General features: G+C 35.4%; 12 protein-coding genes and 1 tRNA gene. 8 read left to right on the top strand and 5 right to left on the bottom strand.

What is annotated here, in order from left to right; genetic code table 11:
- Positions 1-278 precede the first annotated feature (278 nt).
- Positions 279-509, bottom strand: a complete 231-nt coding sequence (locus AC4PHI_RS05740; protein WP_492201352.1) for a hypothetical protein — start codon at positions 507-509, stop codon at positions 279-281.
- A 342-nt stretch (positions 510-851) separates the two neighbouring features.
- Between AC4PHI_RS05740 and AC4PHI_RS05745 the strand changes: the two genes are divergently transcribed.
- Positions 852-941 (top strand) — tRNA-Ser (locus tag AC4PHI_RS05745).
- Between the two features lie 389 nt (positions 942-1,330).
- On the opposite strand, the gene AC4PHI_RS05750 is transcribed toward AC4PHI_RS05745, so the two are convergent.
- Complete coding sequence (locus AC4PHI_RS05750; protein ID WP_492201353.1) at positions 1,331-3,004, bottom strand: IS1182 family transposase; 1,674 nt, start codon at positions 3,002-3,004, stop codon at positions 1,331-1,333.
- A gap of 188 nt (positions 3,005-3,192) precedes the next feature.
- On the opposite strand from AC4PHI_RS05750, the gene fucO reads away from it, so the two are divergent.
- The 5 genes from fucO to AC4PHI_RS05775 all read left to right on the top strand — a co-directional run bounded on the left by fucO (position 3,193) and on the right by AC4PHI_RS05775 (position 7,854).
- Positions 3,193-4,344: a lactaldehyde reductase gene (gene fucO, locus AC4PHI_RS05755; RefSeq protein WP_492201354.1), complete on the top strand. Its 1,152-nt coding sequence runs from the start codon at positions 3,193-3,195 to the stop codon at positions 4,342-4,344.
- A 252-nt stretch (positions 4,345-4,596) separates the two neighbouring features.
- Positions 4,597-5,802, top strand: a complete 1,206-nt coding sequence (locus AC4PHI_RS05760) for a M20 metallopeptidase family protein (protein WP_492201355.1) — start codon at positions 4,597-4,599, stop codon at positions 5,800-5,802.
- 152 nt (positions 5,803-5,954) lie between these two features.
- Entirely contained in the window at positions 5,955-6,335 is a 381-nt protein-coding gene (locus AC4PHI_RS05765; protein WP_492201356.1) for a GntR family transcriptional regulator, read from the top strand.
- Positions 6,332-7,195 carry an ABC transporter ATP-binding protein gene (locus AC4PHI_RS05770; RefSeq protein WP_492201357.1) on the top strand — a complete coding sequence of 288 codons (864 nt, stop codon included), beginning with the start codon at positions 6,332-6,334 and terminating at the stop codon, positions 7,193-7,195. The genes AC4PHI_RS05765 and AC4PHI_RS05770 overlap by 4 nt, the downstream gene beginning before the upstream one ends.
- A complete protein-coding gene (locus AC4PHI_RS05775) occupies positions 7,192-7,854 on the top strand; it encodes an ABC-2 transporter permease (protein ID WP_492201358.1) in 663 nt (220 codons plus the stop codon). The genes AC4PHI_RS05770 and AC4PHI_RS05775 overlap by 4 nt, the downstream gene beginning before the upstream one ends.
- 201 nt (positions 7,855-8,055) lie before the next feature.
- On the opposite strand, the gene AC4PHI_RS05780 is transcribed toward AC4PHI_RS05775, so the two are convergent.
- Complete coding sequence (locus AC4PHI_RS05780) at positions 8,056-9,147, bottom strand: hypothetical protein (protein WP_492201359.1); 1,092 nt, start codon at positions 9,145-9,147, stop codon at positions 8,056-8,058.
- Positions 9,148-9,502: 355 nt separating this feature from the next.
- Between AC4PHI_RS05780 and AC4PHI_RS05785 the strand changes: the two genes are divergently transcribed.
- Together AC4PHI_RS05785 and AC4PHI_RS05790 are read left to right on the top strand one after the other, a co-directional pair.
- Entirely contained in the window at positions 9,503-10,066 is a 564-nt protein-coding gene (locus AC4PHI_RS05785; protein WP_492201360.1) for a TMEM175 family protein, read from the top strand.
- A gap of 343 nt (positions 10,067-10,409) precedes the next feature.
- Positions 10,410-11,621, top strand: coding sequence for an FprA family A-type flavoprotein (locus AC4PHI_RS05790; RefSeq protein ID WP_492201361.1), 1,212 nt, complete (start codon positions 10,410-10,412; stop codon positions 11,619-11,621).
- 72 nt (positions 11,622-11,693) lie between these two features.
- On the opposite strand, the gene AC4PHI_RS05795 is transcribed toward AC4PHI_RS05790, so the two are convergent.
- Together AC4PHI_RS05795 and AC4PHI_RS05800 are read right to left on the bottom strand one after the other, a co-directional pair.
- On the bottom strand, positions 11,694-12,134 hold the full coding sequence (locus AC4PHI_RS05795) for a flavodoxin (protein WP_492201362.1): 441 nt from the start codon (positions 12,132-12,134) through the stop codon (positions 11,694-11,696).
- 483 nt (positions 12,135-12,617) lie between these two features.
- Positions 12,618-13,133, bottom strand: coding sequence for a MarR family winged helix-turn-helix transcriptional regulator (locus AC4PHI_RS05800; RefSeq protein WP_492201363.1), 516 nt, complete (start codon positions 13,131-13,133; stop codon positions 12,618-12,620).
- Between the last annotated feature and the right edge of the window lie 187 nt (positions 13,134-13,320).

A 13,320-nucleotide genomic window follows, 5' to 3' on the forward strand; every position in this document is an offset into this window, starting at 1 on the left:
TATTTTGTTTAGCAAGTTACAAGATTGTCATATAAATGCTAAGAAAAGTTATTAATTGCTGACAACCTAGACTTTTTTATAAACTATGTTTCATAATTAGTGAAATTGTTAGGTAGGACAACAAGCTACGAACAATATTGATGTCTAAGAAATCATGGAGAATAAGCCGTTTTATTTGAACCAAAGAAAGTCAAAAAAATTAAAAACAGGCCTTGTTGTCGTGGTAAATAATGGACAACATTGCCTGTGCTTTAAGCAAAGTTAAAATTTTGTTAGTTTTAATTTTTAATGGTAGTTATTTTCCAGACATCCATCGAAAATTTACTAATTGTTCCATTCTTGTGATGAACAGAAATACTTTTCACCTCCGGGTCGTTCAGGTAATCCAGCATATCAATTGCGTCTATGATTTCGATACTGCCTTGGGAATTTCTAATGATTACCTTTGTGACATCATCAATTTCCTTTGTGGAGTTGTCAGTCATTTTCAATAGTTTAATAAGAGCCATTTTACCACCTCGCTTTCAGTAAAATTATACCAAAAAGAATTGAAATGAGCTAAAAGTTGCGGACGAGGTACGCTCCGTGTTTGAATGAATTTATTTGTATTTGAAAATTGGATAAAGATTCTACAATGATTTAATTTAGTAGCTGAGATGTATTTGTACTGGACTGTCATGCTAGTATAATCATCGAAATAGATATTTCAAGATAAAAAATAATTGTTTTCTTAACATGGAGGGATTATAATAATCAAGTACTACCTAATCCAGATATTGCTTATTATTTACTTTAAATGAATTCCCAAATGGTGTTAATGTTTCAGTTTATAATTTTATCGTTGTTAATATGGAAAGTTACCCAAGTTTGGCTGAAGGGGACGGTCTCGAAAACCGTTAGGTCGGGCAACCGGCGCAAGGGTTCAAATCCCTTACTTTCCATTTTATTATATCAAAAAGTTGTTTAAACTCTCGCACGATCAATATCGTCTAGACGTTTATTAACTTTTTTGTTTTGGATTTAGCAAATTTCACCCTACATTATGAATAACCAGAGAGATTAAAAAGAATAATCTCCAAGTATCTTTTTAAACAAATGGAAACGCTAGTATTTTCATAATATTACAATCTCAACATTGGAATATAAGAAAACAATAATTAAAATTAAAGTGAATGACTACATGAACAAGTTAAAAAGTGTTGTGTTGAACTTTAGCAAATTTAAATAATTATCTTTAAAAATTGTAAAGTGTGAATATCACCATCACCGATCAGAATTTGCATGACTTGGCAAAAGCTTTTGGCATAGTACCAAGAGAAGATTATCTATGTTAGAATAAAGGAGGCTGACCCATAAGTCTCAAAAATAGTAAAAAGGGAACCAAAATCAATAAAAAGATTTTGGTTCCCTTATTTTTTTGTTTATTTAAGAGGTTCTTCCGCTGATAGGCAGTTAACTTTCTCAGATTAACCGCCATAAATGCAAAACCTAATTCGTTTCTCACCTTATCTTTACCTCTTACTGAAAATCGAGTGAAGCCTAAATTAGCCTTCAGATTTCCGAAGGCTGGTTCTACGTCTATTTTTCTTTGACCATATAATTTGCCTGTTCGTTCGTCTTTCAGAAGTGTCTGAACGTAAGCTTTAAAATAGTCCCAATTGCCGTTTTTTTGAATCATTCTATTACGACCCGACTTCGCTTTGGTACATTGAGAACGAACTGGGCAGTTTTCACAAGAAAGACATTCGTATATTTTTAATTGTCGTTGGTAGCCATAGTTATCTATACGATTGGCATAACGTTTAAACGGGACCTCACGGTCAATGGGACATAAATAGGTATCTCTTAACTCATCATACCGCCAATTCAAAGGATTAAAACGATTCTTTTTAAAACTTCTCTTTTTCTCTTTGCGGTACATCCCATAGGTTATCAAAGGTGTTTTTTCAAAGCCATCCACAATAGTTTCATAGTTTTCTTCACTACCATAACCGGCATCTGCCACAATATAGTCGGGTAAATCAAAATAGGTATTTTCTATGGTCCGTAAAAAAGGAACTAAAGTTCTCGTATCCGTAGGATTCGGAAAGATGTCATAAGCTAGGACATATTGTTGATTGGTCGCAATTTGGACATTGTAACCTGCTTTTAGTTGCCCATTGCGCATATGATCCTCTTTCATTCTCATAAAAGTGGCATCGTGATCTGTTTTGGAGTAACTATTTCTCTCACCTAAAATAGCTTTTTGACGGACATACCGTGACTGACGTTCTTTAAAATCAGAGAATTGCTTCAAGGCTTGTTTAGGTGCCTTTCGTTGAGAGCGTAGTTGTTTTCGTTTTTTAGCGCAGTCAGAGGTCTCAATTTCTTGAGTCAAATTTTCTACACTTGTTTCTAATGCCGTGATGATTTTTGAAAACTCTTTGTCTGAAAGGTCTTTGTCTTCATCACAAATAGAAGGAATGATGGTTTCCTTCACGAGTTGTTGATAAATCTCTTTTGATTTCTCTGTCAACTTAGCTTCATACTTTTCAATGCTTTTTTTCCAGACAAATGTGTATTTATTGGCATTGGCTTCTAACTTAGTACCGTCAATAAAGATGGCATCTGTTTCGATAAGATTCTGGGAAACCAAAAGGTTTCGGAATTGAATAAAGCATTCTTCTAATAACACTTGCATCTGAGGATGTACACGAAACCGATTAATCGTTCTAAAATTGGGTTGCTGGGATTGTGTCAGCCAGCGAGCGCGAATACTGTCTTTAGCTAGCGCTTCAATTCTTCTGCCAGAAAAAACAGACTGCGTGTAACCGCACAAAATCAACTTCAACATCATTTTAGGATGATAAGAGGTTGCACCCATCTGATGGTCAAAAACCGAGAAGGCTTTTTCTGGCATGCTTTCTACAAGTTCATTGATTGCAAAAGCGATGTCACCCTTTTCCAAATAAATTTCTAAATCTAGTGATAAAGTGACTTGATTCATGTTATAATCTTTGTACATAGATAGCACTCCCTTTTGGTTATGGTTGGTACTTTAATTATACAAGGAAGTGCTATTTTTATCGCTAAAAAAAGGAACAAAATCATAAAAAGATTTCGTTCCTTTTTGCATTGAATGAGGACTTATGGGTCAACCTCTTTTTATAAAAACATAAGTGATTTTATTCACATGAAAGGAAGTTATTAAATATGGCAAACCGAATGATTTTAAATGAAACCTCTTACTTTGGGGCTGGAGCAATCGCTCATATTCCAGAAGAAGTAGAGGCACGAGGATTTAAAAAAGCTTTTATTGTGACAGATGAAGGACTGGTTAAAGCAAGATTGGTAAAAAAAATTACCCAATTATTAAGTGATAATGACTTGTCTTATGAAATTTTTGATAAAACTGTTCCTAATCCAACTGTAAGCGTTGTTAAAGAGGGAATAGATGCTTATAAAATATCAGGAGCAGATTATATTTTAGCAATTGGCGGAGGCTCGCCGATAGATACTGCCAAAGCCATCGGAATCGTTGTTGCGAATCCAGAATTCGATGATATCGTCAGTCTCGAAGGAGTTGCACCTACAAAAAATCCTTCTGTTCCACTTTTGGCAGTACCTACTACATCTGGTACTGCGGCAGAAGTCACTATCAACTATGTTATTACAGATGAAGTAAAAAAACGTAAATTCGTGTGTGTAGATGTTCATGATATTCCAATTGTTGCGTTTGTGGACAGTGAAATGATGTTGGGTATGCCAAAAGATTTAGCAGCAGCCACAGGGATGGATGCTTTGACCCATGCAATCGAAGGCTACATAACTAAAGGTGCTTGGGAAATGTCAGACATGCTTCACATCAAGGCGATTGAGATTATCGCACGCTCTTTGAGAGATTCTGTCAATGGAGACCTCACTGGAAGAGAAGATATGGCATTAGGTCAATATATCGCTGGTATGGGCTTTTCCAATGTGGGCTTAGGTTTGGTTCATGGCATGGCTCATCCTCTTGGTGCATGGTATGATACGCCCCATGGTGTGGCAAATGCGATTTTATTACCGACAGTCATGGATTATAATAAAGAATTCACTGGAGAAAAATACCGCGACATTGCTACAGCAATGGGAGTATCCGGTGTGGAAGGGATGTCATTAGAAGAAGCTAGAGAAGCTGCTGTAAACGCTGTTCGTCAACTAGGTGTTGATGTAGGCATCCCAACAACATTAACGGAAGTAGGATTTAAAGCCGAAGATGTGGAACAAATTGCAAAAGATGCTTTGGCAGATGTGTGCACAGGCGGGAATCCTAGAGATACTAACGTAGCAGAGATTGTTGAACTTTATCAGTCACTACTATAATAAAAACTTTGCAGCATAAGTAAAGAGATTTTTTTGAAGCCATAAGATTTTGATAAACTAGGGAGAAAATATTTCCCTAGTTTTTTGTTACTGTTTTGTTTTTTGAAAAATATTAATGCCTGATTGACGGATGGGACGAATCAATCACAGGAATAAAACTTGTCATTGGCACCAAAATAGTTTTAAAATAAACAGTATACGAACGGGTTATTTTTAATTTCTCAATCATAATAATTACTGGAGGTTATTTAGATGGTGTTGCTGGAAAAAGATATTTTGAATGAAGCTTTGGCGATGAAAGATGAAATGATTCATAACAGAAGACATCTTCACGAAAATCCTGAGCTCGGTCTTGATTTGCTTAATACACGAGAGTTCGTCGAAAGTAAGTTGAAAGAGATGGGCTATGCTAAGATTCAACATGTGGGACAAGCTGGGTTGACAACAACAGTGGGGACAGGAAAAGGAAAAGTTTTCATGCTTCGGGCCGATATGGATGCTTTGCCGATACTGGAAGATAATGATTTATCATATAAATCTAAAATCGATGGCAGAATGCACGCGTGCGGCCATGATATGCACACAACGATGCTGTTGGCAGCGGCGAAAATTCTAAAAAAACATGAAAAAGAAATTCCGGGACTTGTCAAATTAATGTTTCAACCGGGAGAAGAAATCATGAAAGGTGCACGCGACATGATTGCTCATGGAGTTTTGGAAAATCCCGCACCTGATGCAGCAGTGATGATTCATGTGATGCCCGCTGTTCCCTTTGTTTCCGGGACGGTGATTGTGTCAGAAGGCGGTCCGACCATGGCTTCAGTCGATTGGTTCAAAATTACTCTTCAAGGCAAAGGCGGACACGGCTCAACCCCATATTTGACTTCGGATCCTTTGATTCCTATGAGTGCCATCCACAATGGACTGAATACCATTCAGTCCAGAGATTTGCCTCCTAATGCCATCGTATCTTTAACGGTAGGGGAAATAAGTGGCGGAGAAACATCTAATGTCATTCCGGACTCAGTTTCAATGGGCGGAACGATTCGTACTTATGATGAAGCTCATAGAAAATTGATTAAGGAAAGAATTGTTGAGATTTCGGAAAATATTGCAAAGGCTTTTCGCTGTACTGCAAATGTGGAATTCCCTGCAGGGGCTCCATATTTTAAAACAGACGATGACCTATCAAAACATCTTCAAAAGTCTCTGCCTAATTATTTAAAGGGAAGATATATTCCGCCAATCAAACAAGAAATCCCCGTCATGGGTTCAGAAGATTTTGCCCACGTCTCTCATGAAATCCCGACTGCATTGATGATGTTGGCAGCCAGCGATTTGCGCAAAGGTGCGATTCATAGTGTTCACCATCCAAAGTTAATATTGGATGAAGAGTGTTTACCCTATGGTGCGGCAGCTTATGCTGGTGCAGCATTGAGCTGGCTGGAAAGCAATTAAAAGATCAAAAAGAAGTGCCCGTACTAGCGGCACTTCTTTTTTGTTCTTACCCTAATTTTAATTTAAGTTCTTCTTGACAGATTTATTTTATCTGTATATACTGTACTTGTTGAATGAGTACAGACTGAAGTTGAAATAGGAGGATAGCTAAATTGGAAATAATTATCAGCAGCACGATTGATAAACCAATTTATGAACAAATCTGCTCTCAAATTAAAGAGATGATCATGACTGGAAAACTAAAAGCTGGTGACCCGCTGCCTTCAATGAGGAAATTAGCGAAAAGTTTACATATTAGTGTCATCACCACCCAGAAAGCTTATGAGGTACTCTTGAATGATGGTTTTATTGAAACTGTTCCGGCAAAAGGTACCTTTGTAGCAGATACGAATAAGGATTTTATCATAGAAGAAAACCGTAGAAGAATCGAGGGATTGTTGGAAAATGCTACAGCTCTTGCAAAAGAGAACGGTATTTCAATGGATGAACTTACTGAAACATTAAAACTATTGTATTTGGAGGAAATGGAATGAGCAACGCAGTTGACATAAAAAACTTGAAAAAATCTTATAAAGATTTTTCATTAAAGGGAATAGATTTAACTATTCCTAGAGGGAGCGTTTTTGGTTTGATCGGGGAAAACGGTGCTGGTAAGTCGACGTTGATTCATTCAATGTTAGGATTAACGAATGCGAGTTATGATAGCTTAGATTTTTTCGGAAAAGAAATCAGCCGTTTTCAAAAGGAAATCAAAGAAAATATTTCAGTGATTTTTGATCAAACCCATTTCGACTTGGAATTTTCACCGACAATCATAGGAAAGATAATGAGTAATATTTATAAAAGTTGGGACTCTGAAAAATATATGAAATTACTGGCTGAATTTAAACTTCCAAAAAACAAAAAGTTGAAAAAATTTTCCAGAGGAATGAAAATGAAACTGGAATTTGCAGTCGCGTTTAGCCATAGTACAAAATTACTTATTTTGGATGAAGCGACAAGTGGACTGGATCCAATCTTTCGAAATGATATCTTGGAAATCCTTCAAGAGTATAGTGAAAATGAAGAAAATACAATTTTGATGTCAAGTCATATCACAAGTGATTTAGATAAAATAGCTGATTATATCGGTTTTATCCACGAAGGAGAAATGAAGTTTATTATGAGCTATGATGATATTAGAGAAAATTACGGCATTGTTAAGTGCGGCAGACATGTGTTTGAGTCACTGCATGAAAATGATATCGTTGCATATCGTGAAGGAGAATATGCTTATAATGTTTTAGTCCATAATAAACATGATCTCAGAAAGAGTATCAAAGATTTAGTTGTAGAGAATGCTACTTTGGAAGATATCATGCTTTTTATGGTGAAAGGGGAGCAGTTATTATGATCGGTGTGATGACAAAAGATGTGTACCAAAATATATTTATCCGGAAAAATCGTATGAGCCTGATGTTAAATGTTTCAGTCTGTATTTTATCAATGCTGTTGATGCAAAATTTTTATGGACTTATCTTGCCTGCGTTCATCTATATTCCGTTTATTATCTCCCCCAGTTTGCTGCAAATTTCTTCTGAGAGAGATAGTTTGAGTAATTATGACAAAATCCAATTGACAATGCCCGTAACAAAAAGGGAAATTATTTTTGCAAAATATTGTTTAGGTGTTTTATTTTGTTTGTTCAATACCCTGATATTATTTATAGGTATTTTCATTCATATTTATATCTTTCATTCTATCACCATGACTCAAGGGATTTATTTGGGAATCACTTGTTTTCTTATTTCTTTACTGTCACTGGCAATAAACTATTTGTCTTATATTATTCTAGGTGATAAAGGTGTCTTTGTGACAGTTGGGATTGTAGGCATCATATTGTTTAGTTATTTTTTTAATCCCTCTTTTTTAAATTTTAATCGTATGATTGAAATATTATTAACTTTGAAGAGTCTTACTTTTTTTGGTTTTGGTAGTTTTATCGTTATTTTATTTTTAGCTTTAAGTTATATGAGTGCTTTTTTTTACTATTCAAAAAAAGAAATCAGTTAACAATATATTTTTTAGAAAATTCGGCAAGTTTTTGTATCGGATTTTGCGTGTAAATAAGTTAAAAAGGGACTGACCTATAAGTCTCAAAATGGAGAGAACCCCATGAAATCATTTTTCTAAAACATTGATTTCACGGGGTTTTTAAATTATAAAAATTATCTTTTTATGCTTAAAAACTACTTATGGTTCAGCCTTTTGATTTTAATTTTCTTTTCCCCGTTCCTGTTCAATGATATATTGAAGATATTTTATTGCACGCAATTCCATCTTGGCGTCTCCTGGATTTGGTGCTTTTTCTTTTAAAGCAATCCCTTCCTTCAAAAGCACCTCAGCTTTCTCCTCATTCTCTAAAATAAAATAATAATAAGCTGCCTCAATCCGCCGATTACCCATCAATGGTTGTTTTAGACTTGCTCTTACAAGTTTATCTTGCCATAAGTCGGAGATTCTCGAATCTTGAGGGTCTTGCAGACACAAAATAAACAGCAATTCTTTTTTTAATTCCGTTTGATAAACAATGATGATATTTTCTCTTTCTTTCCACAAATCTTCTACTCTATTTCTGAAGTCACCCCAGTCTTGTTTGTCAAAGGCCCATCCGATTTGCAAAAACTTTTGGGAATCATTGAAATAAGTGTTTTCTGGAACAGCCGGAACTGCTTTTAAGTATTCTTCCGGTAGTTCTCGATATGTTTGTCCTTTTGTTAACCGGGAATTCACGTCCATTTGGAGAAAAAATAAATATTGCTGTTCAGGACTGGAAGAAGCGATTTTATAAGTCATCCCGTCGTTGAATCCTGCTGGAATGCCGTTGGTGATAATGATAAGGAATCCAACTAGAGCAAAAATAATCGCAAAATTAGAGTTTGGGATAAAGAGCAATCCGACAACCAAACTACAGATGGCATTTGCTAAAACACCTCCCATCACATATAGTCGATAGGGAAATTTATTCTTTTGAAATTCTGGTGGTGTCATTAAGCATTGACCTAGTGTGCCCGGAACTTTGAAACGACGAAAAACGATTTTTCCATCCTCTTGCCACAGCCACATAAAAGAAAAAATGCGATAACTTAATATCTTATAACCTGTCAAAGAGCCAAAAACAGCATGCCCTGCCTCGTGGATAATGATATGCAGAACATAAAACAAAACTGCTGAAAAAGAGTAAAACAATAGTTCTGGGACACTTGTGGCACCTTCTCCTATAGTGATACCTAAAATGAAACCGATACAGGCGAAAACTAAAATAAATATAGAATAACCAGCTGTTTTTTTAATTTTTTTCTTCATTTCTACCTCCGTGTCTCTGATTTTAACCTATTTTTGTACGAAAAGGGAGAGTAAAATGTTATTTATTCTTGATGAAGAGATGTTAATGTGAATGATACTAGAAAAATAAAGAGGAGAGGGTATCCTGTTATCAGTGATTGGCAGTGATTACTGAAAAAAACTATTATTGTTTCTCTGCAAAGTTTAACCATGGAAAAGAAATTGTAAACTACTAAAATTATTTTTTATAGTCAAATCAAGAAAATTTGTCTATACTGAAAACAGGTACTAGTGGGAAGATTTTTTTGATTGTAATTTCAAATAATCTCCTGAAAAAAATTAGAAAGAACTATATTAATTTTGGAGGAATGTTTCAATGTCAACAGGAAGATTGGAAGCTTTTTCTGATGGGGTCATAGCCATCGTTATTACGATTTTAGTGTTAAATTTGACGCCGCCCAAAGGGGATACACTAAAAGAATTACTAGGGATTGAACATAGTGTTTTGGTCTATCTTTTGAGCTTTAGTCTGGTGGCAGTCTACTGGTTAAATCATCATCATCTTTTCCAAGTAGCACAAAAAATCAACAGCAAAGTTCTCTGGGCGAATATTTTTTTCCTGTTCAGTTTGACATTGTTTCCATTTTCAACAGCTTGGATCAGCGGACATCTGTTTAGTTTATTACCTCAGTTACTTTATGGTTTGGTCATCTGCCTGGCAGATTGTGGATTTTTGTTGATTTTGTTAACACTGGCCAGAAGTAATGACGAACCAATCATCAAGGTAGATTTACGAAAGACAGTATTTTCAATTTTTCTAAATATACTGGCATTGCTCCTTGGCATTCTGATTAATCCAATAATGGTTTGCCTTGTGAATTTTTTAATGATTCTTTTGTGGGTTTTACCTAATAAAAAGATAGAACATTTCTTCGAATAAAAATTATAATTGCCGGATAAGCACAAATAGTTTTATACTACATTTAGAAATCACATTAAAAATATCGAAAAGGTTGTTTTCAAGGTGTATTACCACGTTGGTTTGTTTCTACACGGTTGCGGACCATAACGTTTTGTTGCTATCTTTCGACCAATTGAACTTCTCAAATTTTTTATAGTTTGGGAAGTTTTTAATTTTCCATGCTGGTTTAGAACTGACTTGTTCGTAAAACACAAAGATTTTGACTTCTGATATTAGCCATGTATGATATTTCTTCTTGTGGAATTGTTCACTAGTATGGAGTATAATAGGCAATGTAATAATGATTTAATAGGAGGAACTTATGCATAATACAAGAAAAATTACTGATGACATCATTTGGGTAGGAGCGACCGATCGACAAGTACAGTTATTTGAAAACCTTTTCCCGCTAGCCCATGGGATGTCCTATAATTCCTATGTTCTCTTAGATGAAAAGACTGCTCTGCTTGATACTGTGGACTCTTCAATCAGCGATATTTACATGGAAAATATCCTTCATGCTTTAGGCGGCAGAGATCTTGACTATCTGATCATCCATCACATGGAGCCGGATCATTGTGCGAATATCGAAGCCGTTTTGCGCCGCTTCCCTGACGTTAAGTTAGTCGGTAATAAAACCACCTTCAAGTTCTTGGAACAATTTTACGATGTGCATGTGAAAGATAATTATCATCCAGTAAAAGGAGGAGACACCTTAGAATTAGGAAAACGGACACTGAAATTTATCATGGCGCCAAATGTGCACTGGCCGGAAGTGATGTTCAGTTATGATAGCAGTGACGGATTTCTATTTTCAGCTGATGGCTTTGGTTCTTTTTCACCTCTTGACGGAAATCTATTTTCTGATGAATTGGATTTTGATGGCCGGATTAAAGAAGAAAGCCGCCGTTATTTCGTCAATATCATCGGTAAATTTGGGGCTAACGTACTAAAAGTTTTGAAAAAGCTGAATGGCTTGCCGATCAATATGATTCTTCCTCTCCATGGTCCCATTTTCCGTGACAAGGAACATATTTCATATATGATTGATCGTTATCGCCAATGGGCTAGCTATGAGCCCGAACAAGAAAGCGTACTAATCCTTTTTGGTTCTATGTACGGCAATACTGAAAATGCCGTTGGGAATTTGGCGACAATGCTTGCTGAAAAAGGCGTGAAAAATCTGCGTCTGTACGATATCTCCAACACTGACCCTTCATTATTGATGTCGGAGATGTGGAGCTACTCCCATATTGTTTTGGCATCACCTAACTATAATGGAGATTTGATGTATAAGATGGACACAGTTATCAGAGAAGCTTTGCGACTCAATTTGCAAAACCGCAAGATTTCTTTCATGACCAATGCGACTTGGGGCGGGGCAGCTCTGAAAACGATGGAAGCTTACTTCGAGGATCCAAAACATTTCGAAATTGTAGGTGAACCTGTAAAAATTTCATCTTCAGTTAAAGTAGACAACGTGCCGGAGATCGAAGCACTGGCAGATGCGATTGTAGCGTCACTCAACGCGTAATTCAACAAGAAAAACGAAAAATAAATAAGCTGAACCACCCGATAGTTTGGGAGTTCAGCTTATTTTTTTATGTTATTGAACTTTTGCAGCCATTTCTTTGGCAAATTTTTCCAATGCTTCTACGTCGTCATCTTCTGGTGCAAGCTCTACCTTAACAGAGTCAGCCCCTTTGATTCCGCCGATTTCTAAAAAGACTTCTTCAAATTCATCAATCGCTTGACCAAAATGATCGTATGAGGTGTCTCCAGAACCTACGACACCAAAAATTTTATTGCTGAAGTCTTGTTCTTTCAAATCATCAAAGAAATCTTCAAATTCATCAGGAACACCATCACTATATGTGAAAGTTGCCACGATGAAAAGGTCGCCCTCATCGAAAAAGTCGATATCTACATCATCTACTTCTTCTTTTTCGACCTCTAGTCCATTTTCTTCTAAAGCTCTTTCAACGATTTCAGCTACTTCTTCAGTGTTGCCGCCTTGACTTGCATATACTAATTTTGCAATTGCCATAATATTTCTCCTTTCAATTGTTTACAATTATTATAACAGATGTTGAGTTTTTGAGGTAGAGTGAGACTGAAAAGGTTTGTAAGAACTTGGAAAAAAATTGAGATAATAGACATATTTGAAAATTATAGCTTTGTTATGTAAGTTTTGTCAAAACATCTCAAAACAAACAAAAAAATGAATAGTACACAAACAAAAGTCAGCGAAAGATTTAGAGTGAAGCTGTTTTTAGTTAGGAAAATATTTTTAACTTGTTGTAAAAAAAACGAAATATTTAAAATTTTATTTTGGTGCAATTTTCGATTTCTAAAAAAAACAAAATCAATAACGAGTAATAAAAAAAATACTAATTAAAATCTAATTACAGAGTGCTTAACCCAGCAGTACGATAAGCATAAAACATATTATTGATTCAATATAGTCAGGCCCATTTTATTTCCTCTTGAAAATGGCAAAAAGTTCTATAATCTTTTTCCTAATGTGAGTTTAACGGAAATCGTTCTTGACTAACACAATGTATTCTTTGATGACTTTAAAAAAAGCATCAATTTCTTCTTTAGTGCAATTTTCTTCTAGTTGACTCATCGTTTTGGTAATGTCGCTGATATCATATTTCTTGTGCGCTTTACTCAATCGGAGCCCTTTTTCTGTTACAAACAGCCAATAGGATTTGCCATTTTCAGTGGATTGCTCTTTTCTAATATACTCTTTCCTCTCAAGTTTTGAAACAGTTTGAGAAATTGCGGCATTTGTTCGGTTTAAATAATCAGCTAGCTCACTTACTGTGGTTGCTGGATGTTCTTCAATAAAAGTAATCGTATGGGATTCAATCATTGACAAACTTTCGCCCGTGCCATAATCATGCTTGGAAATGATGTAGTTATAATAAAGCATTACAAATTGATAAATATTATTATGCCGCCGATTTAACAATTTGAATTGCTCATCAATTGATTCATTTTGCTGGAGTTCTTCGCGATTCTTATTCTGAATTGATGTCATTGTATACCTCCTAGATATTGATTTTAATAATACTATAGCATAATTCTCATAAAATTTTATAAAATATACTTAAGTTCCTTAAACATTTTCAAAAAAACACTTGACAGCGTATACAAAAAGAATTATATTGGACATATAGTTTAGGACCTTAACTAAGTTGGCGATTTTATTTAAGAAAGGATAGTTG

It is taken from the genome of Vagococcus sp. QWL-13 (assembly GCF_058683555.1).